Source organism: Metabacillus litoralis, from assembly GCF_003667825.1.
GTDB lineage: Bacteria > Bacillota > Bacilli > Bacillales > Bacillaceae > Metabacillus > Metabacillus litoralis_B.
Genome location: NZ_CP033043.1, coordinates 2,337,501 through 2,363,827, shown reverse-complemented (window position 1 = coordinate 2,363,827; position 26,327 = coordinate 2,337,501). Strand labels below are relative to the sequence as shown.

Below are 26,327 nucleotides of genomic sequence, written 5' to 3'. Positions count from 1 at the left end.
TTGCGTAATATAAGGAAAAGAGAAAAAGTAAACTCCACATGAGCATGCTTATACATTAACATGGTAAACTAATGATAATGATTTTATATGTGTGGTGGAAAGATGGCGGAGCAACCTGTAAATCAAAGAAGAATTATTTTACATGTTGATATGAATAGCTTTTATGCTTCAGTGGAAATGGCATTTGATCCTTCTCTTAAAGGAAAGCCTTTAGCAATAGCAGGGAATGTTGAGGAACGAAAAGGAATTATTGTTACATGCAGCTATGAAGCACGTTCGAAGGGTGTAAAAGCAACTATGCCTCTTTGGCAAGCTCGTAAGCTTTGTCCTGAATTAATTGTAAGAAAACCAAACTTTGATCGATATCGAACAGCATCTCGTGCAATGTTTGAATTATTAAGGGAATATACAGAATTAGTAGAGCCTGTTTCAATTGATGAAGGTTATATGGACTTAAGTGAATTTCCTGGATCAAAACCACTAGAGATTGCAAGTTCTATTCAAAATAGGCTTTTGGAGGAACTGTTGCTGCCTTGTAGTATTGGAATTGCTCCCAATAAGTTTCTAGCTAAAATGGCATCAAATATGAAAAAGCCACTTGGAATTACGATTTTAAGGAAAAGAGATTTATCGAATAAATTGTGGCCTCTGGCAGCAAACGAAATGCATGGTATCGGTGAGAAAACAGCTGAAAAGCTAAAAACAATAGGGATTCATACTATTTATGATTTAGCACATGCTGATATAGGGGAAGTAAAAAGCTTACTGGGTATTAACGGTGAACGTCTCATACAAAGAGCGAACGGAAACGATTTAAGAGAAGTTAACCCTAATTCAATCTATGATTTTAAGAGCATTGGTAATTCTACTACGTTGTCTAAGGATACGACGAATGAAACTCAAATTAATGAAGTGTTAAGAAAGTTAGCTCATTCCGTATCTCTTCGAATGAAAAGGAAAGAAGTTTTAGCTAACAAAATTTTTGTCACAATTCGTTATAGTAACTTAAAAACTATTACAAGAAGTAAAACAATGAAAAACCCTGTTGGAGAAGAGGATGATATTTATCATGAAGTAAAAGATCTCTTTTTCAATCACTGGAATGAAGAGCCTATTCGATTACTTGGCATAACTGGACAGGATTTAGTTGAAAGGGAAGATGCAGTAAAGCAATTGGATTTGTTCTCATTTGAAAATGATGCAAAAGACGAACCGATACTTTCCGTTATTGATCAGATCAATCAAAAATACGGAAGTCAGCTTATTAAACGTGGAGTAAAAGGAAAACAAGAGGAACCTGGAACACCGGGGATAAGCTTTAATAAAGATTTTTGAGTTAGTAAACGATTACATAAGATAAGTCACTTGAAATGTAGCTGAAAAATGTGGTATTTTCAAAGTTGAAGTTAAATGAAATAATTCGAATAATGTGTCAATTTATCATTTATTGGCGGAAAACTAAACTTTTTTAGGTTATGATAGTAATTGGATGATTGTTTAGTTTTACATACTATAAGGATTAGAAGGGACGTAAGCGAATGTCGAAACAACAAATTGGTGTTATTGGTTTGGCTGTAATGGGTAAAAACTTAGCTTTAAATATTGAAAGTCGTGGATTTTCAGTATCTGTTTTCAACCGTTCAGCAGAAAAAACTGAGGAATTTTTAACAGAAGCAAAAGGGAAAAACGTGGTGGGTACATACAGTATTGAAGAATTTGTTCAATCATTAGAAACTCCACGAAAAATTCTTTTAATGGTTAAAGCTGGTGTACCAACAGATGCAACAATCGAACAGCTTCTACCACATCTTGATAAAGGTGATATTTTAATTGACGGTGGTAACACACTATATACAGATACACAACGTCGTAACAAAGAACTAGCTGAGAGTGGAATCCATTTCATAGGTACAGGCGTTTCAGGTGGAGAAGAAGGCGCGTTAAAAGGACCTTCTATTATGCCAGGTGGACAGAAAGAAGCGTTTGATTTAGTTCAACCAATTCTTGAAGCTATTTCTGCAAAAGTAAATGGCGATCCTTGCTGTACGTATATTGGTCCAGATGGAGCTGGACACTATGTGAAAATGGTTCATAACGGAATTGAGTATGGAGATATGCAGTTAATTTCTGAAGCATATTTCTTATTGAAAAATGTATTAGGTTTAACGGCAGACGAGCTTCATGAAGTATTTGCTGAGTGGAACAAAGGTGAGCTTGACAGTTACTTAATTGAAATTACAGCAGATATTTTCACAAAGAAAGATGATGAAACTGGAAAACCTCTAGTGGACGTTATTCTTGATACAGCAGGTCAAAAAGGGACAGGTAAATGGACGAGTAAGAGTGCTCTTGACCTAGGTGTACCTCTTCCAATTATTACTGAATCAGTATTTGCTCGTTTCATTTCAGCTATGAAAGAAGAGCGTCAAAAAGCTAGCAAAATTCTTTCAGGTCCAGCTGCTAAAAAATATGAGGGTAACAAAGAAGAGCTTATTGAAGCGGTTCGTAGAGCTTTATATATGAGTAAGATTGTTTCTTATGCTCAAGGTTTTGCTCAAATGAGAGCAGCTTCTGAAGAGTATAACTGGGATTTAAAATATGGTGATATTGCGATGATCTTCCGTGGTGGATGTATTATCCGTGCAGCTTTCCTACAAAAAATTAAAGATGCATATGATAAAGAACCACAATTAGCAAACCTATTACTAGATGATTATTTCAAAGAAATTGTTGAAGGGTATCAAGGTGCACTTCGTCAAATCTTAACTGTAGCAATCGAAAATGGAGTTCCAGTACCATGCTTCTCATCTGCACTTGCATACTATGATAGCTATCGTACTGAAACGCTTCCTGCGAACCTTTTACAAGCACAACGTGACTACTTTGGTGCTCACACTTATCAACGTGTTGATAAAGAAGGGATTTTCCATACTGAGTGGATGGAAAAATAATATTTGTAAACAAGAAGACAGAGTCCGCTCTGTCTTTTTTTTTGTTACCTAAAATCCTATAAATCAAATAATGTAAGCCTTTACATTGTGTGATTACCATGGTATATTCAGGTAGCGAGTTATCTTTTTAGAAGATAAATGCATTTTAATTACATAGGAGTTGATGGTATAAGTGGAAAAATATTTAGAATTTTATCCAAAACGCGTACCGAAAGAATTAACACTCCCAGAAACAACCCTCATTGAAAACTTAGAAATATCTTCAAGACGTTATCCTGATAAAACTGCCCTTAATTATTATGGAAAAAAGATTTCGTATCGAGAACTATATTCAGAGGTTCTTAGTTTAGCTGGATATCTTCAAGCAAACAATGTGAAAAAAGGAGATCGTGTTCTCCTTTATATGCAAAACTCTCCACAGTGGATCATTTCATTTTATGCAGTTGCTCGAGCAGGAGCAGTCGTAATTCCAATAAACCCCATGAATACAAGTGAAGAATTAGCCTTTTATGTAAAGGATTGTGAAATAAAAACAGCTATTGTTTCGCAGGAGCTTTTTGAAAATGTCCGAGCATTAATGAACAAAAGCACAATCGAGCATGTTGTTGTAGGAACATACTCTGATTATATTGATTCAGAACCTAATTTGAATCTTCCACAAGAGGTTTGTGCTCTTCGTCAGGAACTTCCACCAGAATATACTCCATGGCACGAGGCTCTCTCAGCTAGATATTCACCTAAAGAAGTGGATGTAAGTGCTGATGACTTAGTTGTTATGCCTTATACGTCTGGAACAACTGGTACTCCAAAGGGATGTATGCATACCCATAAAACGGTCCAAGCAAATATTATTACGGTTGGTGTATGGCAAAGTGTAACAAGCGAATCGGTGCATTTATTAACACTTCCGTTATTTCATGTAACGGGTATGCTTCATAGTTGTCATGGTCCGTTATCAGGTGGTTGTGAAATCGTCATTATGACAAGATGGGACAGAGAACTTGCAAGGATACTAATCGAACGGTACGGTGTTACACATTGGACGAATATAAGTACGATGTTAATAGACTTTTTGGCAAACCCTAATCTTATCAAAGATTCTCTTAAAACGTTGGAGGTGATTGGTGGAGGTGGTGCTCCGTTACCTGAGGCTGTTGGAGAGAAATTATATAATTTAGCCGGTATTAGATATGCAGAAGGTTATGGACTTTCTGAAACAATTGCTCACACTCACTTTAACCCACCAGATCGGCCTAAGTTGCAATGTCTCGGGATTCCATCTCCAAATACTCAATCCAAAATCATAGATCCACTCACTTTACAAGAACTAGGGCCAAATCAAGAAGGAGAGATTGTTGTCCGGGGCCCTCAGGTGTTTAAAGGGTATTATAACCGACCAGAAGAGAATGTTAATGCGTTTATAACCATTGAAGGTAAAACGTTCTTTAGAACGGGCGATATCGCAAAATATGACGATGAAGGCTATTATTTTATCGTAGATCGTATTAAGAGAATGATTAATGCATCAGGATTTAAAGTGTGGCCAACTGAAGTTGAATCAAAACTTTATAGACACCCTGCTGTCCAACAGGCTTGTGTTGTTGGTGTACCTGATGAAAGAAAGGGTGAGCAGGTTAAGGCATTCATTGTTTTAAATGAAGAAAATAAGGGCAAAGTTACGGAACAAGACATCATTGATTGGTCTAAAACACAATTAGCTGCTTATAAGTATCCTAGAGTGATAGAATTCAGAGACAAACTCCCGACAACGAGCAGTGGAAAGTTATTATGGAGAAAACTGCAGGAAGAAGAAAGAAACAAGTTAGTCGCGGGGGGAGAAAAATGATGATGAAAGTTGAGACGGTAACAGGTCCTATTGCCTTAGATCAGTTAGGGAAAACATTAAGTCATGAACACTTTGTATTTGGATATCCTGGTTACAATGGCGATAGTACTTTAGGTAGATTTGATTATAACCATGCTTTAACAATCGGTATACAAGTAGCGGAAAAGATCATGAAACATGGTGTCAAAACGGTTCTTGATCCAACACCAAATGAGTGTGGTAGAAATGTTCGTTTATTAAGAGATATATCCATTCAAACAGGCCTTCAAATTGTATGTGGAACAGGCTTTTATTATGAAGGAGAAGGGGCGACTCCATATTTTAAAGCTCGTGCAGCGTTAGGTCCTGCAGAAGAGGAAATATATGAAATGTTTATAACAGAGCTTCAAAATGGCATAGAGGATACTGGAATTAAGCCAGGGTTTATTAAACTTGCATCAAGTAAAAATGTAATAACAGACTACGAAAAAATGTTTTTTAGGGCAGCAGCTAGAGCACACAAAGAAACAGGTACCATTATTTTAACTCATACTCAGGAAGGGACTATGGGTCCTGAACAAGCTGATCTTTTAATAGAGCTCGGTGTTGATCCAGATTGTGTAGTTATTGGGCATATGTGTGGAAATACAGACGTCGAGTATCATAGGAGAACTCTAGAAAAGGGTGTGCGTATTGGTTTTGACCGAATTGGACTTCAGGGGCTTGCAGGATGTCCTACAGATCAAGAACGATTGGCTGTTCTTGTTGAGTTATTAAAGGAGGGCTTTGAAAACAGAATCTTCTTAGCGCATGACTCCGTTAACATTTGGTTAGGAAGAGAGCTGGTGGTCCCGGAAGCAGCTATACCTTCAATCGCAAATTGGCATCCTACGCATATTTTTGAGAATATTGTTCCACAGCTAAGATCTTTGGGGATTACTGAACAGCAGTTGGAGATTCTGTTTACTGAAAACATCAAATCGTTATTTTCGATCTCATCAAAATTTGCAAACAAATGATTAAACGATAAAAGGAGCTGCTACTTATCGTAGCAGCTCAAGTTAAGGAGATTTAAGGTTTGCTTCTTACACAATCTATTTTATTCAAACAAGTTTTAATTTGTATGAGGCAAATAGACGAGCTCATTCGCACATTTTTGTTGTATGAGAGCGATATAAATACGCATCTAAAATACTCTGTACATAGAAAAGCCGATTAGATTTATCCTAACAGGTTCTGTTTTGAAGTACAAAATACAAATTAACATTGCTTTTCGAATTCGCAAAACTATAATTGAAAAGCATTTTGACAAGTAAATCAGCAAAGAAAAATGCTTGGAAACATTAATGCTCCAAGCATTTTTTATACCAAGATAAGTACCCGTTTAAGCAAATTTTCAACTCTTCAAGAATCGCATGGAAATAAGCTACTAATAAGCGGAGAAATTCCCCTTATTGAGGAAATAACATGAAAAATAGATTAAATAGACGGAAAGATTCCGCCTATTTAATCGAAAAAGACGGAAATGGACCATTTTGCATTGCTTAACCGGAAAAACTCCGCTTATTTATAAACTATTGGTTACTCAATTAAGAATAATCTGCTTTATTTATCCGCCTCTCAGACAATTAGCCACCCCCCTGGTAGTTAAAATCATTTTTAGCACACTATTTGGAATAGCAATGAGCTTGCGAATTTTTATGCTGACAAATACTTATGTCACCATATTAAAAGTGGTTCGGAATTCTGGGCCTAGTTACCTTCCATTTAATTAAACCCCATAAATATCAATAAAAATAAGCAGTCTTATTCAGTAGCGAATAGGACTGCTTATTAGTTTGCTAATTTAGTTTTTGTATTCGGAAACCGAACCCGTTGGATTTATCCTAATCGGCTTTTACTATTTCTTTATTGAATTAAAATTTTGGGATCGATTCCAGGTCATCACATCCTGTTTTAGTTAACAGGCCACCACTGATTTCCATCTTCCTTCAAAAGCTCATCTGCTTCTTTAGGTCCCATTGATCCAGAAGGATAACTTGCAAGAGCTGCTTTACCTTTTGTCCATGCTTCTGAAATTGGATCTACAAAGCTCCATGATAAAGCTACTTCGTCCCAATGAGTGAAGTTAGTGGCGTCTCCACGCATGCAGTCATAAATTAATTTTTCATATGCTTCCGGTGTATTAATTCCATCAAGGAAATTATTAGATAAATCAAGCTTAACTGGTTTTGAGATGCCAGATTCATCTTCATCCTTTTTCGCATTTAACTGAAGAGTAATTCCTTCTTCAGGTTGAATGTGAATGATTAACAAGTTAGGTGGAACAGTTTCACCTTTTTTGTAATATAAATTCATTGGAATATCTTTAAATTGAACAACAATTTTTGTTGATTTTGCAGCCATTCGTTTTCCAGTTCTAATATAGAAAGGAACACCGGCCCATCTAAAGTTATCAATTAATAATTTTCCGGCAACATAAGTTTCAGTTTGAGAATCATCATCTACATTATTTTCATCGCGATAGGCAACTAGCTGTTTATCTTCTAGTTGACCTGCACCATATTGACCTCTAACAAAGTATTGACTAACTTCATCTTCGGCAACGGCTCTAAGTGCTCTCAGAACTTTTACTTTTTCACTTCTAATTTCATCAGTAGTCAGTTTAATAGGCGGCTCCATCGCTAATAAAGCAACCATTTGAAGCATATGGTTTTGAACCATATCACGGAGTGCACCTGAATTCTCATAATAACGTCCTCGGTCTTCCACACCTAAAATCTCACTAGATGTTACTTGGATATTAGATATGTAACGATTATTCCATAAAGGCTCAAATAGGGCGTTAGCAAAGCGAATTACTTCAATGTTTTGAACCATTTCTTTCCCTAAGTAATGGTCAATACGATAAATCTGATCTTCATTAAATGCTTCACGAATTTCTTGGTTCAGTTTTCGAGCAGAAGGAAGATCGTGTCCAAATGGTTTTTCGATTACTAATCTGCTCCAGCCATTCGTATCTGTTAATCCTTCTTTTTTAAGATTTTGTGCAATTGTACCAAAGAACTCAGGTGCCATTGCTAGATAGAAAATGCGATTGCCTTCTGTTTGATAAGTTCCATCAAGCTCACTTAGCAGACCATTTAATTCTAAGTAGGATGATGGATTCGTTACATCAAATGGGTGATAATAAAAATGAGATGTGAATTCTTCTAGATCCTTGGATTCTTTCATTGAAGTTTGAATAGAATCTGAAACATTACTACGGAATTCATCAGTTGTCCAAGGTCTTCTTGCTACCCCAACAACGGCAAAGTTTTTTCCGATTTTCTCATTTTGAACAAGGCGGTAGATAGATGGGAATAACTTTCGTTTTGCTAAATCACCTGTTGCTCCGAAAATGACAATAATTGATTTTGGATGTTCTTGTGTAATCACGTTCGTACCTCACTTTGTTAAATACATTTATTTATTTCATCAGCATATACATTCAAAAAAAGAAGACTAGATCGAATTTTTTGAACACTGAATGTAAAATACTCCTATACGAATACTTAATTTTAAAGGTTATCTTGCAGTAAATCAAACATAATAGCTCTAAAAAGACTTTCATCATAAACTATTATAAACGATTTGCAGAAAAATATCGTCTGATATGCATCTATTTTGTAGAAATCTTTGTATAATTCAGTCTATTTTAGACAATAATTGATGGATTGGTCAAGAGGTTGATTGAATTTTTATTCATGAAGGTATGAAAAAACAAGAATAAATGTAAATATTTAATGCGAAAGAGTGCCAATCCTTTAACAATTATCATGTCAAAAACCTATATTGTCATAATCATTCTCTTTCATGTATGCTTGATAATGTAAAGGAGGAGGCATTATATTGAATATTATGTTTCTCGGTACAGGAGCCGGAATTCCTGCTAAAGCTCGGAATGTTTCGAGTGTAGCCCTCCAGTTATTAGAGGAGAGAAATGCAGTATGGTTATTTGATTGTGGTGAAGCGACGCAGCATCAAATCTTACATACTTCTATTAAGCCTAGAAAGATTGAGAAAATCTTTATTACACATATGCACGGTGATCATATTTACGGCTTACCAGGGTTAATTAGTTCAAGGTCATTTCAAGGTGGAGAAACCCCTTTAACGATATACGGACCTAAAGGAATAGAAGAGTTTGTAAAAATATCACTTTCTGTTAGCCACACACATTTAACTTATGAAATAGAATTTGTAGAAATTGAAAATGGTATTATTTTTGAGGATGAATCTTTTCAGGTTATTGCTGAAAAATTGGAGCATGGAATTGACTCATATGGATACCGAGTAATTGAAAAAGATTTACCGGGTCCCTTACTTGTTGAAAAACTCAAAAATCTCGGAATACCTCCTGGACCGATTTATCAAAAAGTTAAAAAGGGTGGAGACATTCAGTTACCAAATGGCTCAGTTATTAATGGAGACGATTTTATTGGGCCGAAACAAAAGGGAAGAGTTGTGACAATATTAGGGGACACCCGATACACCGAGAAAAGTATAAAACTTGCGGAAGAATCTGATGTGCTTATTCATGAAGCAACATTTTCTAAGGAAGATCAACAGCTTGCATATGATTATTTCCATTCAACGACAATGGATGCAGCTAAAGTTGCATCAAAATCTAATGCGAAAAAGTTAATTCTTACACACATTAGCTCTCGTTACCAAACAACAGAGCAGCATGATTTACTACTTCAGGAGGCAAAGGATACCTTTCCTTTAACGTTAATAGCATCAGATTTTATGCAAATTGAAATACCGAAGAATAGTTAAAACAAGAAAGAGAGATGGATTTTAAGCCATCTCTCCTTTTTATCTTACCAACCTCTGTCATACTGTTTTGGGGGATCAAGCGTTTCTTTAAGCTGAGCTGCTGCTGTTCTTGGAAAATAAGGGTCTCGTAGCAACTCTCTTGCAATAAAGATAAGATCTGCTCGATTATTTTGTAATATTTCTTCTGCTTGTAATCCGGTCGTAATAAGTCCGACCGCTCCCGTCGCTATCTTTGCCTCTTCTTTAATTTTTTCAGCAAAACGGACTTGGTAGCCTGGAAACACGTTGATTTTGGCAGTTACAACTGCTCCTGAACTTACATCGATTAAGTCAACACCTTGTTCCTTCATTTTCTTTGCAAATTCAACGTAATCTGAAACATCTAATCCTTCCTCGTGATAATCAGAAGCAGAAATCCGGACAAAAAGTGGGCCACTCCAAACTTCTTTTACAGAATCGATTACTTCGCTTAATAAACGATAGCGATTTTCTGGTGATCCTCCGTATTCGTCCTCACGTTTGTTAGATAATGGAGACAAAAATTCATTGATTAAATATCCGTGTGCTCCATGAATTTCAATAATGTCAAAACCAGCTTCTTTTGCTCTTCTCGCTCCATCTTTAAATGCTTGAACGGTGGATGCAATATCTTCTTTTGTCATAGCTGTGGGTGTTTTGGAATGATCATCAAACGGGATAGCGGATGGAGCAAATATCTCGCCATCAACCGTAGCTTTACGACCGGCATGGGCAAGCTGTATCGCAGTTTTTGAGCCATATTCTTTTATACCTGATACTAGTTTTTTTAGTTGAGGAAGATGATCATCACTCCAAATTCCTAGGTCTTGAGAAGAAATTCGACCTTGTGGAGTAACAGCTGTTGCTTCAATCATAATTAACCCCACTTGACCTACTGCACGACTAATATAATGGGTCATATGAAAGTCTTCAACAAATCCTTGTTGACCTGTTGAGGAATACATACACATTGGTGACATAACAATACGGTTCTTTATCGTTACATCTTTTATTTGATAAGGTTGAAAAAGCTTCGTTCTCATTGTTTCTCCTCCATTATGTAGATTATGTTTACGCAAAAATTATAACAATCTAATAAAAAATAGGCATGTTTTCTGCTTGTTAGTTTTTATGTAGTTAAAGGTGAAAAAAGCCACTTCATTTTGTTAGTGGCTAGTTGGAAAATGCTTATACTGATCTATTTTCAAGCTTCTGTAGCAAATTCTTTATTTTAAAATGATGATAAATAGTAAGTGTAATGACAATAAAACTGAATAAACTTGATAGTATTGTACTTTTAAGTAATAAACTCATAACATTGCGGTTAAACACTTTCCCACCTCCATTCATTAGTATTTAATTTCAACATTTTTTGATGCAAGTAAAATATTCTAGAAGGATTTAGTGCTAAAATAAAACATGTATAAAAGTATCCTTTATGGAAGGTGTAAATATGAAGAAGTGTCCCTTATGTCATAATGATAATCAATGTACAGTTTCTAAAGAACCAGAAACATGTTGGTGCATGACTGAATCATTTCCAAAAGAACTACTAACATCTGCTTCAAAAGATTCGTGTATTTGTAAAAAATGTGTGAATGATTATAAAGAAAAAATGACAGGGGAAAATTATATTCTTGGGGTGAAAAGGTGAGGGTTACCGAAAGAGATGGCATTGTTGTGATTAAAGATATTAAACTAGAAGGATTTATTGATAAAGACCAAATTTGTTCAAAATGTGGGTCCCATATTGTTTATTACGATGATTTTGACACATACTTTTGCGCTTTATGTAATGAGTGGAAAGAAGAAAAATGTGATGACCCCACTTGTTTGTTTTGTCCTGTAAGACCTGAAAAACCTTTACCCTTATAGAGCTTTTCTAAAGAGGTAAAGGTTTTATTGGAGGATAATTACTTATTCCCTTCAGAAGAATTGGGGTGTCCGGTTACTGCAAAAGATGGAGGAACTTTTAACCAGCCTCTTTCAAGCATTGTTGTCTTAACAATAAGTAAAGAATTCACTTTTTCATTATAGAACTTCAAAAACATAGCTCCCACATCATTACGGATAGCTTGTGTTAATGTTCCATTACATAAATTAATTGCTGCCAGCTCTTTTGCAATTAATCCATTTGCTATTTCTTCATCAGACATCTTTGTTCCATAAGGAATGTCCAATGTGTCAGAGTTTGGCTTTGGGGGAGTTGCGTTTGGGATGGGGACGCCTTCTTTTATCATAAGCTGTTTAACATCGTTTGATTGTTCGGCACAGTTTTTAATGCTGTCTTTTAACATCTTCTGGATATCCTGATCATCTGATGTATTTTTTCCGATGTAGCAAAAAGCATTTGCTTCATCAAGTAAAATGGAGTAAGTCCACAAAGTCATTGCTTCACCAATATGCAGTGGTCGTTGAGTTGTATTATTTAGATTTGTTTTAATAAATTCAATTGTACCTTCAAGGAAATTAGACATCTGTATCACCTCTTAAACTTAGTTTTCAATTATTTTGTGCAAAAATTTATGAATTCACTCAGATTGAATAGGTAAGTGGGTATTAGATCTTAGTTTATTTTCTATTACGGTAATGATCGCCACTAAACTATCATGTTTTGACTTATAAGGTTTGCTCTAGAGGTTTTTTATTTGAAAAGGAAGAAAAAAACAGGGATTTCACATCAAATGAAATCCCTGCTATCTTTACTTTTTATTAGTGACCAACTCTTCAGAAAACATTGCTTTTAATTCCTCTGAACGTTCTGTTGCCCGTTTGATACATGATATGACCGCTTCCTGAACGTGTTTTTCCTTTAAGATGGATATTCCTGCCTCTGTTGTGCCATTCGGACTTGTTACTTCCTTCCTTAGCTGAGATGGATGTTTGTCTGAAACAGCAATCATTTCCGATGCCCCTAGTAAGGTTTGAACAATTAAATCTCTGGCAACAAAAGGGTCTAACCCTACTTCAACAGCAGCCTTCTCCATTGATTCTACTAAATAATAAATATAGGCAGGACCACTTCCAGATAACCCAGTAACAGCATCCAATTGATTCTCCTCAACAATCTTACAAATCCCGATTGCTTCAAAAAGAGATTTACATTTTTTCATTTGCTTCATTGTTACAGAATCACTTCCTGCAATAGCAGTGGCTGATTTTCCAATAGCAGCAGATGTATTTGGCATTGCCCTAACGATAGAAACTTTCTTTCCAAGAATAGCCGTAATTGTTTGTATAGAAATCCCGGCTAAAACAGACACAATAAGATGATCTTTGATTAAAGTTTGTACACCGTCAAGAGCTGCTTTTACATCTTTAGGTTTCATTGCTAGTACGATAATGGAAGCATCTTTTACTAATTGTTCTTTATCATGAGTCGTTTTTATGCCGTACTTTGCTGATAATTCATCTAGTCGATCTGAATTAGAGCGATTCGACACAATGATTTGCTCCGCTTGAAACACATTTCCTTTTATAAGTCCTGCAACCATGGCTTCAGCCATTGAGCCAGCTCCTATAAATCCGATTCTTTCCATAATTTCTCTCCTTTTTATTGTGTGATCTTATTAAGTTCGATTCCTGCTAGACCGCTAGTTTAACCGAGCCCTGCATTCCATAAATAAAAAAGCCATTCTGTCCTATAATAAGGACGGAATGACTCCGCGGTACCACCTTTTTTGGAATGCCTATGCATTCCCAGCTTATAATCTTTATCGCAGACATACGGTTAGGTTTACCTAACAGCTCATAGGGTAGGTTCAATAAAAGGTTAGCAATGGAGCCTTTCAGCCATGGACTCCACTCTCTTTTTGCGCCATTTTATCTACTATTCCTAATCAACGCTATGTATATTAAAAACACTACAACTATGCAAAGATATAAATTTTTATTCATTATGCAGCGTTAGATAAGCTGTTGTCAAGTTTTCTTTATATCATTAGAGATTTGAATTATTGGAATATAATGACAAGGTGGTAGTTGCAAGGTACAATTGTGGTAGATAATTTGTTTAGATTAAAGAAAGCCTAGTGAAGATACATAATTTGATTATCATGATTTCCTGCTTCTTTATTAACTTAACTTATATAAAAATAATAATGGGGATGAGTAAATGAACCAGACAACACAGGCAAAGCAAATTTTGAAAATCATTTTACCCACACCGTTTCCGGTGGGTGATGTGAATGTTTACTTAATCAAGGGAGAGCGTGTAACACTTGTGGATGCTGGACCTAAAACAGAAGAAGCGTGGCTTTCCTTTCAACATCAATTAAAGGAATATGGTTATACACCAGATGACATTGAACAAATCATCATTACACATCATCATCCAGATCATGTTGGTATGCTTGATTATTTTGACCACAACATTCCTGTCTTTGGCCACCCCTTTAACAAGCCGTGGTTAAAAAAAGATGAAGGGTTTCTGCAAGCTCAAGCACGGTATTTTGAACAACTTTTTCTCACCTTTGGATTAGATGAAAATTTCTTACCTTCTATACAAAAATTGAACGACACCTTAGAATATTCGTGTAATCGAACGTTACATCATGAGCTGGTAGAAGGAATGGAGATTGCTGGACTCCCTGGATGGATAGTTATGGAAACCCCGGGTCATGCCCAGAGTCACATCGTCTTATATGAAGAAAAGACAGGTATACTAGTTGGGGGAGATTTACTGTTAAAGGACATCTCTCCAAATCCTTTACTAGAGCCCCCAATGATTGACGGAGCTATCGACAGACCAAAGCCTCAGCTGCAGCTAAACAACTCAATTTCTAAATTGCTTGATTTGTCGCTATCTATTGTTTATCCAGGACATGGGGAAAATATTGAGAATGCTCATGAGCTTATTGCCTATCGTTTGAAAAAACAAGCTGAGAGGGCGGAGCTTGTTAAAGGGTTCTTGCAGAAAAAGTCTCTAACCGCATTTGAAGTGTGCAAAGCACTTTTTCCTACTATATATCACAAGCAGCTTATGCTGACTATGTCAGAGACTGTTGGACAGCTTGACTACCTTGAGGACAACGGTCAAATTAAAATTGATGAAACAAACACTCCAGCTCTTTATTATGCTGTAGAGAAAAAGAGGTGATCAGATGAATTCTCGTATACAGGGGTGCTATGTGGCTATTACCGGTGCTTCTAGTGGAATTGGTGAAAAAATTGCGATCGAATGTGCGAAAAATGGTGCTCATCTTGTTTTGCTTGCTAGAAGAGAAGAAGTTTTAGCAAAGCTTTCTGAGCGTATTAAGCATAATTACGGTGTTTCATGTCACTATTATTCACTAGATGTTCAGGACCTTCAATCAATTCAAACTGTTTTTTCAATGATCGAACGCGATGTGGGTTCGATTGATATTCTTGTTAATAATGCCGGATTCGGTATTTTTAATGAAGTGCTTCATTCCTCATTAGATGAAATGAAAAGTATGTTTGAGGTCAATGTCTTTGGTCTAGTTGCCAGCACAAAGATGGTTTTGCCAGCGATGATGAAGAGAAGACAGGGACATATTATCAATATTGCTTCACAGGCGGGGAAAATTGCAACACCAAAATCAAGTTTATACTCAGCTAGTAAACATGCCGTTTTAGGTTTTACTAACAGTTTAAGAATGGAAGTTAAGCAGCATGGGATTTTTGTTACCTCTGTAAATCCTGGACCGATTAAAACAAATTTTTTCACAATTGCTGATAAACAAGGGGACTATGTGAAAAATGTTGAACGTTGGATGCTCGATCCAAACAAGGTTGCTCGAATCATTGTGGCTTCTATGCTGACTCCAAGACGCGAAATTAATTTACCGGCTTGGATGAATGCGGGAAGCACCCTTTACCAGGTAATGCCGAGACTTTTTGAAAAACTAGCAGGCAAAGCATTTTTTAAGAAATAAGATTTTAGACATAGTGTTAACAGCATTATGTCTTTTTTATTTATTGCCTAAACTTCACTTTCGTTTTACATTTAATACAAAAATATCTTATAGGAGTCTTTTTATGATAGAGTTACAGTATTTTAAGCATGATCATATCCAAAAATTAATTAGTTGGATTTCTACACCTGAGTTTTTGCTTCAATGGGCTGGGCCTGCTTTTACTTTTCCGTTAACCAAAGAACAAATTGAACGATATATAGAAAAGGCAAATACTGATGTGTCTGATGCTTATGTTTATAGTGTTGTTCTTCAAAAAACTGGACACGTTATTGGGCATATATCTCTAGCGAATATTGATCGTGAGCATAAATCAGCAAGAGTTGGAAAAGTGTTGGTTGGGGATCAAGGTGTTCGAGGTAAGGGAATTGGGTATCTAATGATGACTGAAATAGTGAAAATTGCATTTGAACAGCTAAACTTGCACCGTGTTAGTTTAGGTGTTTTTGATTTTAACACTTCAGCAATTGCATGTTATCAAAAGGTTGGCTTTAAAAAGGAGGGGTTGCTTAGAGATTGCCGAAAAATGGGTGATCACTACTGGAGCTTATGGGAGATGAGTATACTTGCCCCAGAATGGGATGAGGCACAGAAGATGCTAGCTACTGTTGAAGCTAACGGTTCTTTACGGTCACACATCCAGGCTCTAGAAGAGCAGCTGTTAACTCCTACTGTTCGAACATCTCCTACTGAATTAAACAAGCTGCTTGCAGATGATTTTTTTGAATTTGGAAGTTCAGGGAACGTTTGGACAAAATCGGATTGTCTTGATGATGGGGGCTTGACGGTCCGAGATATGGAACTGTATGATTTTACTTTGCATCCCTTGTCAACGGATGTTGTTTTGACTACTTATAAAATAAATGATGCAACAAGAAAACAAACGACTTTACGGAGTTCGATTTGGAAATATAAAAAAGGTCATTGGCAAATGTATTTTCATCAGGGAACACCAACCGATTCAAAAATAATATTTTAATAAGTAAAGGTGGAAAATGCTTGGCTCAACAACAAAAGAAATTTATCTATACATTTACTAGTCATGAAGATGAGCTTTCATTGTGCCAACTGGAGATGCGCTCACTTTTTGGGTTTGATACAGATTCTAGTATAATTGAAACTACTGTAAAGATTGATCCAAGCCGAAGTCCGTTTATTAACGAAAGAATTGATGTTATGTATAGAGCGGATTCTTTTATGGGCATTGTTCAGCAAATAAAGGGATTGAATATAGAGGGTGCCACGTTTAAAGTGCTCTTCATTGAACATACTGATTTGGCCGGTTATGAAAAAGTAAGTTTTGATGAAAGACGTAAAATGGAACGTGAGATTGGGCTACAAATAGTTGGTAGAGTTGATTTGGTTAATCCTGAGTTATTGTTTGTAATTATGAAGCTTCATAATAGCTGGGTGTTTGGTCAATACAACAAAAGTGAATCCATTTGGTTTTATCATCAAAATAAACCTAAACAGTATTCAACGGCTTTAAGCACAAGAGTTGCGAGAGCTGTTGTCAATATTGCTGTTCCTAAGGTAGACAATATCAAAGCAATTGATCCTTGCTGTGGATCGGGAACAGTTTTAGTAGAAGCGTTATCAATGGGGATTAACATTGTTGGGAGTGACAATAACCCACTTGTCTGTCCACTTGCCCGAGAAAATATTGCTTATTTTGGCTTAGAGGGGGAAGTTAGTTTAAGGGACATTCTTGATGTGACCGGCTGTTATGATGTAGCTATTATTGATATGCCTTATAATCTTTGCTCAGTTCTAGACCCAGATAAGCAGCTTGACATGCTCCGAAGTGCCCGTAGCTTCGCTAGCAGAGTTGTTGTAGTGACAATTGAAACGATTGATTATTTAATAGAAAAAGCAGGGTTTAAAATTGTTGATCGTGGTGTTGCGAAAAAGGGAAGTTTTACGAGACAAATTCTTGTCTGTGAATAGTAGCCTTGTGATGTCTTCTTGACTCACAAGGCTCTTTTATTCTTGATTTGTTACATAGCTATAGACAGCATCCTCTATAACCTCATACCATTCTGTATCATCGTTTTTATCCGCGGCTATCTTTTCGAGTAAATAAGCCGAATCCTCACTTGATAATGGATCTTCATCAAGATTTCTTCCGTACTGTAAAAAACTTTTTCGAAGCATTTTGAAAAGTATCTTTTCTTCCATATTTCACCTCGTTAAAGGTAGTATACATCTTTTGAAGTATTTGTTCATCATGCTTCATGGTGAAAACTACCATTGAAATCGAACGTATATTCGCTTAATATATAGAATATACTTTATACGAACATATATTCTATTGGAGGAAACGGCTATGATTGAAAACTACGATCAGCTGCCAAAACAAAAGATTCTTTGTATTGATATGAAAAGCTTTTATGCAAGTTGTGCCGCCGTGTTGCTTGGGTTGGACCCATTAACATGTTATTTGGCTGTTGTAGGTGATACGGAGCGGCAAGGGAGTATCGTCTTAGCTGCATCTCCTCGACTTAAAAAGGAGTTTGGAATTAAAACGGGGTCCAGGTTATTTGAAGTGCCAAAAGATCCCCGTATTACGATTGTGAACCCAAAGATGGCGACATATGTCCGCATTTCAACGGAGTTGACAAGGCTTTTTCATCGATATGTACCGAAAGATGCAATCCATACCTATAGTGTTGATGAAAGTTTTATCAAAGTGGATGGGGTAGAGCATATTTGGGGAGATGCTTTAACAATTGCTCATAAAATTCGTGATGACATGGAACGGGAATTTTCCCTTCCAAGTGCCATTGGAATTGGACCAAATATGCTTTTAGCGAAAGTGTGCTTAGATACTGAAGCGAAAAAGACAGGTGTTGCCGAATGGACATATGACGATGTGAAGGAAAAGTTATGGAAAATCGAACCGCTAAGTGACATGTGGGGGATTGGATCAAAAGTGCAAAAAACCTTAAATCGAATGGGGATTTTTAATATCGGACAGCTTGCTAACTATCCTCTTGAGCTTTTGGAAAAGAAATTTGGTGTGATGGGAAATCAACTCTATTATCATGCATGGGGTGTTGATTTATCAGAAGTTGGTGCTCCAATTATGCAAGGGCAAATCAGTTTTGGAAAAAGCCAAATGTTGCTCCGTGATTACCCTGACCCGGAAGAAGTCAAACATGTGATGTTAGAGATAAGTGAGGAAGTTGCCCGTAGAGCACGCCAGCATCAAAAGGTTGGTCGTACAATTAGCCTTGGAATTGGGTATAGCCGTGATGAATTTGGTGGCGGGTTTTATCGCTCTAAAACAATTGAGGAACCAACAAATATTACAATGGATATTTATGAAACATGTCTTCAGCTTTTTGAAAATTTTTATGAAAATAAAACCGTACGGAAAATTTCAATCGCCCTCTCGAATATTGAAGATGACTGTGAAATGCAGCTGGATTTATTTCGACCAAATCGTACAAAACAACGCACTTTAGGATATGTGATGGACTCGATCCGTCATAAATATGGCTCTGATGCCATTTTACGGGCTGTGTCCTATACACCTGCTGGCACAGCCAAGCAACGTGCCACGCTTGTTGGTGGGCATAAAGCATAAAAGCCTATTTCAATTTGGAAAAGCTACGATCCTTCTGTTTAGGAATAAAGTATAAGGACTTTATTTGCTTTTTTAGGAGGATATCATGTGGAAACAAATCGGTCATGTTTAACATATGTAGCTCTAGGAGATTCCTTGACAGTTGGAGTAGGCGCATCATTTCTAGCACCTGGATTTGTTGGACGTTATGTGAGATTAACTGAGGAAAAGCTAAATACCCACGTATGTGCTGGTATTTACGCAAAATCTGGTATAGAAACAGGCGGTGTTTTACAAATTGTAGAAAGTCCTGTGCTGCATCAGAAAATTAAACATGCCAACATTATTACCATCTCAGCTGGAGGAAACGATTTAATTCAAGCTAGCAAAGAATTCGTGGAATCCCGTGATACAACAGACCTAACTCAATCTGTAAAAGAGTGCCATAACAATATGGTGAAAATAATGGAAACCATTCATGAATTGAAAAAAGAATGTGGTGTTCCTTTTATCATTTATTTGCTTAATCTTTATAATCCATTGCCGGAAATTGCACTTGCAGATACATGGGTTCGTTTTTTTAATCGTCAATTAAACAGCTTTGATAATGGAAAAACAATTCGAGTTGCAGATATTTACTCGGTATTTAAAGGTCGACAAGAAGATCTTTTATCTAAGGACCATATCCATCCAAATAATCTCGGATATCAAGAGATTGCTCATACATTAACTCAACTAGGCTATCCGAAAGCTTTTCACTAGTAAATCGTTTTGAAGGTGGTGACGAGACATGATACGGGATAGAGGAAATATAAAATGGACATCTATGATGCTCCCTGAACATGTTAAGCTTTTACGAGACTGGTCCGAAGAAGATACCTATCAGAAGAAACCCGAACTTGATGAACAGCAACTTGAACAATTTAATGAAACCATTTGTCAGGCAATGGAGGAGCATACAGAACTTGTGTTTACCTATTATAAAGATCATTTTTTTCATACGTGCTCAGGTTATGTACATTATATTGATCCCATTCGGCATACTTTGCGAATTATAAATGAGGAAACTGGTGATCGTCAGCAGCTGTCGATTCAAACAATTGTAGATTTAAAACAAAAGTAAGAGGATGAGTAGGTATAGTACTCATCCTTTGTTTTTTTACAAAAATGATCCTCTAGGAGTAAATTTATGCAAGAATATACAGCCTGTGATAAAATGTGCTTATATAAAAAGGATTTTAAAAAGGAGATTTATCATGCAGGTGACTTTTACAGATGAAGCAATACAACAACTAGAACCAAAATTAGCTGAAAATAATGAACGGTTTTTAAAAATAAAATACGACACTGAAGGTTGTGGCTGCGTCATGAGCGGTGTAACAGCATTGTGGCTTGTTGAAGAACAAGATCAGGATGATGTGAATATAGAGACAAATTACGTACCTTTAGTAGTAGAAAGAACGAAAATGGTCTTTTTAGATGATCAACTAACGATTTCTTATAACGAGTCAGCTAGAAGCTTCATGATAAAAAGTCCCTCACAAATATTAAATCCGCGTATGAGTTTAGTTGTAAAGTGAGGAGTATAGATGAAGGATCGATTAAATTCCATAAAAAATGTAGCTTTAAATAAAACATGGGTATCCTTTTTAAATGAAAACCATCCATATAGTCTTCTTCACTGGTCAATTGGTGGATCACATGAAGACACGAAGGACGTTTGGCTTTTGCAAGACGAGATGTCTTTTGAGGCACAGGAATTTCCTACGATAGACGAAGCGCTTCGATGGATTGAAGAAAACATGGAGAATATTTCAGATGTCTTAGGTTAATTAGGTAAGAATAATGGAAGCCAATCCTTTTGGATTGGCTTTTAAGATATGAGGATGGAATCTTAAATGGGAAATTAGTTGTTGACTTCTTGTAAAGGGGGTGATAGAATTTGAACTCTGCTTGGAGATAACCTGTTTAGTTTTAGGTTTTGACAAGTTGAAAGTAAGATGATATATTTAGTATCTTGATTTTCAATAAGGGACATTGCTTTATTGAAAGAAATAAAGTTATTGACTTCTGTGAAGTTCGGTGATAAGATAATTAAGTTAAGTCGCTTGAATGAAAGAAATATAATTTTCGTGGAAGTTGACACTGAAGAATATATGTGATACAATGATTTTTGTCGCTAACGATTGAGTAAGCGAAGTAGTTCTTTGAAAACTAAACAAAACAGAAACGTCAACGTTTTAAAGATTTAATTATGAGCTTTATCAACTCTTTATTGGAGAGTTTGATCCTGGCTCAGGACGAACGCTGGCGGCGTGCCTAATACATGCAAGTCGAGCGAATCAATGGGAGCTTGCTCCCTGAGATTAGCGGCGGACGGGTGAGTAACACGTGGGTAACCTGCCTGTAAGATTGGGATAACTCCGGGAAACCGGAGCTAATACCGGATAACATTTTGAACCGCATGGTTTGAAATTGAAAGACGGCTTTTAGCTGTCACTTACAGATGGACCCGCGGCGCATTAGCTAGTTGGTGAGGTAACGGCTCACCAAGGCAACGATGCGTAGCCGACCTGAGAGGGTGATCGGCCACACTGGGACTGAGACACGGCCCAGACTCCTACGGGAGGCAGCAGTAGGGAATCTTCCGCAATGGACGAAAGTCTGACGGAGCAACGCCGCGTGAACGATGAAGGCCTTCGGGTCGTAAAGTTCTGTTGTTAGGGAAGAACAAGTACCAGAGTAACTGCTGGTACCTTGACGGTACCTAACCAGAAAGCCACGGCTAACTACGTGCCAGCAGCCGCGGTAATACGTAGGTGGCAAGCGTTGTCCGGAATTATTGGGCGTAAAGCGCTCGCAGGCGGTTTCTTAAGTCTGATGTGAAAGCCCACGGCTCAACCGTGGAGGGTCATTGGAAACTGGGGAACTTGAGTGCAGAAGAGGAGAGTGGAATTCCACGTGTAGCGGTGAAATGCGTAGAGATGTGGAGGAACACCAGTGGCGAAGGCGACTCTCTGGTCTGTAACTGACGCTGAGGAGCGAAAGCGTGGGGAGCGAACAGGATTAGATACCCTGGTAGTCCACGCCGTAAACGATGAGTGCTAAGTGTTAGAGGGTTTCCGCCCTTTAGTGCTGCAGCAAACGCATTAAGCACTCCGCCTGGGGAGTACGGTCGCAAGACTGAAACTCAAAGGAATTGACGGGGGCCCGCACAAGCGGTGGAGCATGTGGTTTAATTCGAAGCAACGCGAAGAACCTTACCAGGTCTTGACATCCTTCGCTACTTCTAGAGATAGAAGGTTCCCCTTCGGGGACGAAGTGACAGGTGGTGCATGGTTGTCGTCAGCTCGTGTCGTGAGATGTTGGGTTAAGTCCCGCAACGAGCGCAACCCTTGATCTTAGTTGCCAGCATTCAGTTGGGCACTCTAAGGTGACTGCCGGTGACAAACCGGAGGAAGGTGGGGATGACGTCAAATCATCATGCCCCTTATGACCTGGGCTACACACGTGCTACAATGGATGGTACAAAGGGCTGCAAGACCGCGAGGTCAAGCCAATCCCATAAAACCATTCTCAGTTCGGATTGCAGGCTGCAACTCGCCTGCATGAAGCCGGAATCGCTAGTAATCGCGGATCAGCATGCCGCGGTGAATACGTTCCCGGGCCTTGTACACACCGCCCGTCACACCACGAGAGTTTGTAACACCCGAAGTCGGTGGGGTAACCGTAAGGAGCCAGCCGCCTAAGGTGGGACAGATGATTGGGGTGAAGTCGTAACAAGGTAGCCGTATCGGAAGGTGCGGCTGGATCACCTCCTTTCTAAGGAAAAATGAAGGACAAGCTCCTTCATAAAAAGACGTTTCTGATTTTGTTTAGTTTTGAGAGAATTATCTCTCAATATATGTTCCTTGAAAACTAGATAACGAAAACAATTCAAGTAATTCACTGAGTTTAAACGCTTAGTTTAGTGATTCTCTTAATAGTTAATAAACAGACATTAAGTAAGTATTGATGTCTTGAGGCGGAAGAGGAGCGAAGAGTACGAGGCGACGAAATGTTTGAGGAGCGGAATGGACGTAATTGGTCCATGAGCACCGCAGAACATGAAGTCAACGAAGTAATCTGAAGCTCATCTTTTGCCGGAGGTTAAGTTGTTAAGGGCGCACGGTGGATGCCTTGGCACTAGGAGCCGATGAAGGACGGTACTAACACCGATATGCTTCGGGGAGCTGTAAGTAAGCTTTGATCCGGAGATTTCCGAATGGGGAAACCCACTGCTCGTAATGGGGTAGTATCTTCACCTGAATTCATAGGGTGATGATGGCAGACCCGGGGAACTGAAACATCTAAGTACCCGGAGGAAGAGAAAGCAAACGCGATTTCCCAAGTAGCGGCGAGCGAAACGGAAGAAGCCCAAACCAAGAGGCTTGCCTCATGGGGTTGTAGGACACTCATGTACGGAGTTACAAAGGAACGGAGTAAATGAAGAGGTCTGGAAAGGCCCGTCAAAGAAGGTAACAACCCTGTAGTTGAAACTTCGTTCCCTCCAGAGTGGATCCTGAGTACGGCGGGACACGTGAAATCCCGTCGGAAGCAGGGAGGACCATCTCCCAAGGCTAAATACTCCCTAGTGACCGATAGTGAACCAGTACCGTGAGGGAAAGGTGAAAAGCACCCCGGAAGGGGAGTGAAAGAGATCCTGAAACCGTGTGCCTACAAGTAGTCAAAGCCCTGTTGATATTTCCTTGCGGAAAATCACGGGTAATGGCGTGCCTTTTGTAGAATGAACCGGCGAGTTACGATCCCGTGCAAGGTTAAGTTGATAAGACGGAGCCGCAGCGAAAGCGAGTCTGAATAGGGCGAATAAGTACGTGGTCGTAGACCCGAAACCAGGTGATCTACCCATGTCCAGGGTGAAGTTCAGGTAACACTGAATGGAGGCCCGAACCCACGCACGTTGAAAAGTGCGGGGATGAGGTGTGGGTAGCGGAGAAATTCCAATCGAACTTGGAGATAGCTGGTTCTCTCCGAAATAGCTTTAGGGCTAGCCTTGAAATGAGAGTCTTGGAGGTAGAGCACTGATTGGACTAGGGGCCCCCATCGGGTTACCGAATTCAGTCAAACTCCGAATGCCAAAGACTTATGTTCAGGAGTCAGACTGCGAGTGATAAGATCCGTAGTCAAGAGGGAAACAGCCCAGACCACCAGCTAAGGTCCCAAAGTATACGTTAAGTGGAAAAGGATGTGGAGTTGCTTAGACAACCAGGATGTTGGCTTAGAAGCAGCCACCATTTAAAGAGTGCGTAATAGCTCACTGGTCGAGTGACTCTGCGCCGAAAATGTACCGGGGCTAAACGTATCACCGAAGCTGTGGACTGTTCTTACGAACAGTGGTAGGAGAGCGTTCTAAGGGCTGTGAAGCCAGACCGTAAGGACTGGTGGAGCGCTTAGAAGTGAGAATGCCGGTATGAGTAGCGAAAGAGGGGTGAGAATCCCCTCCACCGAATGCCTAAGGTTTCCTGAGGAAGGCTCGTCCGCTCAGGGTAAGTCGGGACCTAAGCCGAGGCCGAAAGGCGTAGGCGATGGACAACAGGTTGAAATTCCTGTACCACCTCCTCACCGTTTGAGCAATGGGGGGACGCAGAAGGATAGGGTAAGCGCGCTGTTGGATATGCGCGTCCAAGCAGTTAGGCTGACAATGAGGCAAATCCCGTTGTCGTGAAGGCTGAGCTGTGATGGCGAGGGAATTATAGTACCGAAGTTCCTGATTCCGCACTGCCAAGAAAAGCCTCTAGCGAGGTGAGAGGTGCCCGTACCGCAAACCGACACAGGTAGGCGAGGAGAGAATCCTAAGGTGAGCGAGAGAACTCTCGTTAAGGAACTCGGCAAAATGACCCCGTAACTTCGGGAGAAGGGGTGCTTTTTAGGGTGAATAGCCCGGAAAAGCCGCAGTGAATAGGCCCAGGCGACTGTTTAGCAAAAACACAGGTCTCTGCGAAGCCGCAAGGCGAAGTATAGGGGCTGACGCCTGCCCGGTGCTGGAAGGTTAAGGGGAGAGGTTAGCGCAAGCGAAGCTTTGAACCGAAGCCCCAGTAAACGGCGGCCGTAACTATAACGGTCCTAAGGTAGCGAAATTCCTTGTCGGGTAAGTTCCGACCCGCACGAAAGGCGTAACGATCTGGGCACTGTCTCAACGAGAGACTCGGTGAAATTATAGTACCTGTGAAGATGCAGGTTACCCGCGACAGGACGGAAAGACCCCGTGGAGCTTTACTGTAGCCTGATATTGAATTTTGGTACAGCTTGTACAGGATAGGTAGGAGCCTGAGAAGCCGGAGCACTAGCTTCGGTGGAGGCGTCGGTGGGATACTACCCTGGCTGTATTGAAATTCTAACCCACAGCCCTGATCGGGCTGGGAGACAGTGTCAGGTGGGCAGTTTGACTGGGGCGGTCGCCTCCTAAAATGTAACGGAGGCGCCCAAAGGTTCCCTCAGAATGGTTGGAAATCATTCGTAGAGTGTAAAGGCACAAGGGAGCTTGACTGCGAGACCTACAAGTCGAGCAGGGACGAAAGTCGGGCTTAGTGATCCGGTGGTTCCGCATGGAAGGGCCATCGCTCAACGGATAAAAGCTACCCCGGGGATAACAGGCTTATCTCCCCCAAGAGTCCACATCGACGGGGAGGTTTGGCACCTCGATGTCGGCTCATCGCATCCTGGGGCTGTAGTCGGTCCCAAGGGTTGGGCTGTTCGCCCATTAAAGCGGTACGCGAGCTGGGTTCAGAACGTCGTGAGACAGTTCGGTCCCTATCCGTCGTGGGCGTAGGAAATTTGAGAGGAGCTGTCCTTAGTACGAGAGGACCGGGATGGACGCACCGCTGGTGTACCAGTTGTCTTGCCAAAGGCATAGCTGGGTAGCTATGTGCGGAAGGGATAAGTGCTGAAAGCATCTAAGCATGAAGCCCCCCTCAAGATGAGATTTCCCATAGCATTAGCTAGTAAGATCCCTGAAAGATGATCAGGTTGATAGGTCAGAGGTGGAAGCGCGGTGACGTGTGGAGCTGACTGATACTAATCGATCGAGGACTTAACCTAATTAAAAGCGTAAGCTTAGTGAATGAATTGTGAATCGTTATCTAGTTTTGAAGGAATATGCCTTCAAAATCTAAAATTATAATATATTAATAGAAATATTGCGCCCGTAG

General features: G+C 39.2%; 21 protein-coding genes, 1 tRNA gene, 2 rRNA genes and 1 other annotated feature (1 of these 25 only partly in view). Of the genes, 18 read left to right on the top strand and 6 right to left on the bottom strand.

Annotated features, from left to right (window positions below):
* Nucleotides 1-102: 102 nt before the first annotated feature.
* From D9842_RS11745 to D9842_RS11730, 4 genes are all read left to right on the top strand, one after another.
* Nucleotides 103-1,335: a DNA polymerase IV gene (locus D9842_RS11745; RefSeq protein ID WP_121662692.1), complete on the top strand. Its 1,233-nt coding sequence runs from the start codon at nucleotides 103-105 to the stop codon at nucleotides 1,333-1,335.
* A gap of 203 nt (nucleotides 1,336-1,538) precedes the next feature.
* Nucleotides 1,539-2,951: an NADP-dependent phosphogluconate dehydrogenase gene (gene gndA, locus D9842_RS11740; RefSeq protein ID WP_098797166.1), complete on the top strand. Its 1,413-nt coding sequence runs from the start codon at nucleotides 1,539-1,541 to the stop codon at nucleotides 2,949-2,951.
* Nucleotides 2,952-3,123: 172 nt separating this feature from the next.
* A complete protein-coding gene (locus D9842_RS11735) occupies nucleotides 3,124-4,797 on the top strand; it encodes a long-chain fatty acid--CoA ligase (protein ID WP_121662691.1) in 1,674 nt (557 codons plus the stop codon).
* Nucleotides 4,794-5,795 carry a phosphotriesterase family protein gene (locus D9842_RS11730; RefSeq protein WP_121662690.1) on the top strand — a complete coding sequence of 334 codons (1,002 nt, stop codon included), beginning with the start codon at nucleotides 4,794-4,796 and terminating at the stop codon, nucleotides 5,793-5,795. The genes D9842_RS11735 and D9842_RS11730 overlap by 4 nt, the downstream gene beginning before the upstream one ends.
* Before the next feature lie 937 nt (nucleotides 5,796-6,732).
* Here D9842_RS11730 and zwf read toward each other — a convergent pair.
* Entirely contained in the window at nucleotides 6,733-8,214 is a 1,482-nt protein-coding gene (zwf, locus tag D9842_RS11725) for a glucose-6-phosphate dehydrogenase (RefSeq protein ID WP_373995106.1), read from the bottom strand.
* A 453-nt stretch (nucleotides 8,215-8,667) separates the two neighbouring features.
* Here zwf and rnz point away from each other — a divergent pair, with 453 nt between their 5' ends.
* A complete protein-coding gene (gene rnz / locus D9842_RS11720) occupies nucleotides 8,668-9,597 on the top strand; it encodes a ribonuclease Z (protein ID WP_121662689.1) in 930 nt (309 codons plus the stop codon).
* A gap of 44 nt (nucleotides 9,598-9,641) precedes the next feature.
* On the opposite strand, the gene namA is transcribed toward rnz, so the two are convergent.
* Together namA and D9842_RS25895 are read right to left on the bottom strand one after the other, a co-directional pair.
* The gene (gene namA / locus D9842_RS11715; RefSeq protein WP_121662688.1) at nucleotides 9,642-10,658 is read right to left on the bottom strand and encodes an NADPH dehydrogenase NamA; all 1,017 of its coding nucleotides are present in this window, start codon (nucleotides 10,656-10,658) and stop codon (nucleotides 9,642-9,644) included.
* 145 nt (nucleotides 10,659-10,803) lie between these two features.
* Nucleotides 10,804-10,947: a hypothetical protein gene (locus D9842_RS25895; RefSeq protein ID WP_162987408.1), complete on the bottom strand. Its 144-nt coding sequence runs from the start codon at nucleotides 10,945-10,947 to the stop codon at nucleotides 10,804-10,806.
* Between the two features lie 106 nt (nucleotides 10,948-11,053).
* Between D9842_RS25895 and D9842_RS11710 the strand changes: the two genes are divergently transcribed.
* Nucleotides 11,054-11,269 carry a cysteine-rich CWC family protein gene (locus D9842_RS11710; RefSeq protein ID WP_121662687.1) on the top strand — a complete coding sequence of 72 codons (216 nt, stop codon included), beginning with the start codon at nucleotides 11,054-11,056 and terminating at the stop codon, nucleotides 11,267-11,269.
* A gap of 259 nt (nucleotides 11,270-11,528) precedes the next feature.
* On the opposite strand, the gene D9842_RS11700 is transcribed toward D9842_RS11710, so the two are convergent.
* The gene (locus tag D9842_RS11700; protein ID WP_121662685.1) at nucleotides 11,529-12,092 is read right to left on the bottom strand and encodes a DUF3231 family protein; all 564 of its coding nucleotides are present in this window, start codon (nucleotides 12,090-12,092) and stop codon (nucleotides 11,529-11,531) included.
* A gap of 225 nt (nucleotides 12,093-12,317) precedes the next feature.
* A complete protein-coding gene (proC, locus tag D9842_RS11695) occupies nucleotides 12,318-13,154 on the bottom strand; it encodes a pyrroline-5-carboxylate reductase (protein ID WP_121662684.1) in 837 nt (278 codons plus the stop codon).
* Nucleotides 13,155-13,260: 106 nt separating this feature from the next.
* Nucleotides 13,261-13,467, bottom strand: a binding site (T-box leader).
* 262 nt (nucleotides 13,468-13,729) lie between these two features.
* Here proC and D9842_RS11690 point away from each other — a divergent pair.
* The 4 genes from D9842_RS11690 (at nucleotide 13,730) to D9842_RS11675 (ending at nucleotide 17,498) form a co-directional block, all read left to right on the top strand.
* The gene (locus D9842_RS11690) at nucleotides 13,730-14,713 is read left to right on the top strand and encodes an MBL fold metallo-hydrolase (protein WP_121662683.1); all 984 of its coding nucleotides are present in this window, start codon (nucleotides 13,730-13,732) and stop codon (nucleotides 14,711-14,713) included.
* A gap of 4 nt (nucleotides 14,714-14,717) precedes the next feature.
* Nucleotides 14,718-15,512, top strand: a complete 795-nt coding sequence (locus D9842_RS11685) for an SDR family NAD(P)-dependent oxidoreductase (RefSeq protein ID WP_121662682.1) — start codon at nucleotides 14,718-14,720, stop codon at nucleotides 15,510-15,512.
* Nucleotides 15,513-15,615: 103 nt separating this feature from the next.
* Entirely contained in the window at nucleotides 15,616-16,530 is a 915-nt protein-coding gene (locus D9842_RS26550; RefSeq protein ID WP_121662681.1) for a GNAT family N-acetyltransferase, read from the top strand.
* Between the two features lie 20 nt (nucleotides 16,531-16,550).
* Nucleotides 16,551-17,498: a TRM11 family SAM-dependent methyltransferase gene (locus tag D9842_RS11675; RefSeq protein WP_232273299.1), complete on the top strand. Its 948-nt coding sequence runs from the start codon at nucleotides 16,551-16,553 to the stop codon at nucleotides 17,496-17,498.
* 36 nt (nucleotides 17,499-17,534) lie between these two features.
* Here the strand turns inward: D9842_RS11675 and D9842_RS11670 are convergent, their stop codons facing one another.
* The gene (locus D9842_RS11670; protein WP_121662680.1) at nucleotides 17,535-17,729 is read right to left on the bottom strand and encodes a YqzH family protein; all 195 of its coding nucleotides are present in this window, start codon (nucleotides 17,727-17,729) and stop codon (nucleotides 17,535-17,537) included.
* Between the two features lie 148 nt (nucleotides 17,730-17,877).
* Here D9842_RS11670 and D9842_RS11665 point away from each other — a divergent pair, with 148 nt between their 5' ends.
* The 8 genes from D9842_RS11665 to D9842_RS11630 form a co-directional block, all read left to right on the top strand.
* Nucleotides 17,878-19,140 (top strand): Y-family DNA polymerase, encoded by a 1,263-nt coding sequence (locus D9842_RS11665; protein WP_180320426.1) that lies wholly within the window; start codon nucleotides 17,878-17,880, stop codon nucleotides 19,138-19,140.
* 87 nt (nucleotides 19,141-19,227) lie between these two features.
* A complete protein-coding gene (locus D9842_RS11660; RefSeq protein WP_162987407.1) occupies nucleotides 19,228-19,881 on the top strand; it encodes a GDSL-type esterase/lipase family protein in 654 nt (217 codons plus the stop codon).
* Between the two features lie 28 nt (nucleotides 19,882-19,909).
* Nucleotides 19,910-20,242 carry a YolD-like family protein gene (locus D9842_RS11655; RefSeq protein WP_121662678.1) on the top strand — a complete coding sequence of 111 codons (333 nt, stop codon included), beginning with the start codon at nucleotides 19,910-19,912 and terminating at the stop codon, nucleotides 20,240-20,242.
* A gap of 133 nt (nucleotides 20,243-20,375) precedes the next feature.
* On the top strand, nucleotides 20,376-20,699 hold the full coding sequence (locus tag D9842_RS11650; RefSeq protein WP_121662677.1) for an iron-sulfur cluster biosynthesis family protein: 324 nt from the start codon (nucleotides 20,376-20,378) through the stop codon (nucleotides 20,697-20,699).
* Between the two features lie 9 nt (nucleotides 20,700-20,708).
* Nucleotides 20,709-20,951 (top strand): DUF2552 family protein, encoded by a 243-nt coding sequence (locus tag D9842_RS11645; protein ID WP_121662676.1) that lies wholly within the window; start codon nucleotides 20,709-20,711, stop codon nucleotides 20,949-20,951.
* Nucleotides 20,952-21,391: 440 nt separating this feature from the next.
* Nucleotides 21,392-22,941 (top strand): 16S ribosomal RNA (locus D9842_RS11640).
* A gap of 325 nt (nucleotides 22,942-23,266) precedes the next feature.
* Nucleotides 23,267-26,217: ribosomal RNA gene (locus D9842_RS11635) — 23S ribosomal RNA — on the top strand.
* The 16S and 23S rRNA genes sit together here with 1 tRNA gene alongside, the layout of an rRNA operon.
* 100 nt (nucleotides 26,218-26,317) lie before the next feature.
* A tRNA-Arg gene (locus D9842_RS11630) sits at nucleotides 26,318-26,327 on the top strand; it runs 67 nt beyond the window's last position.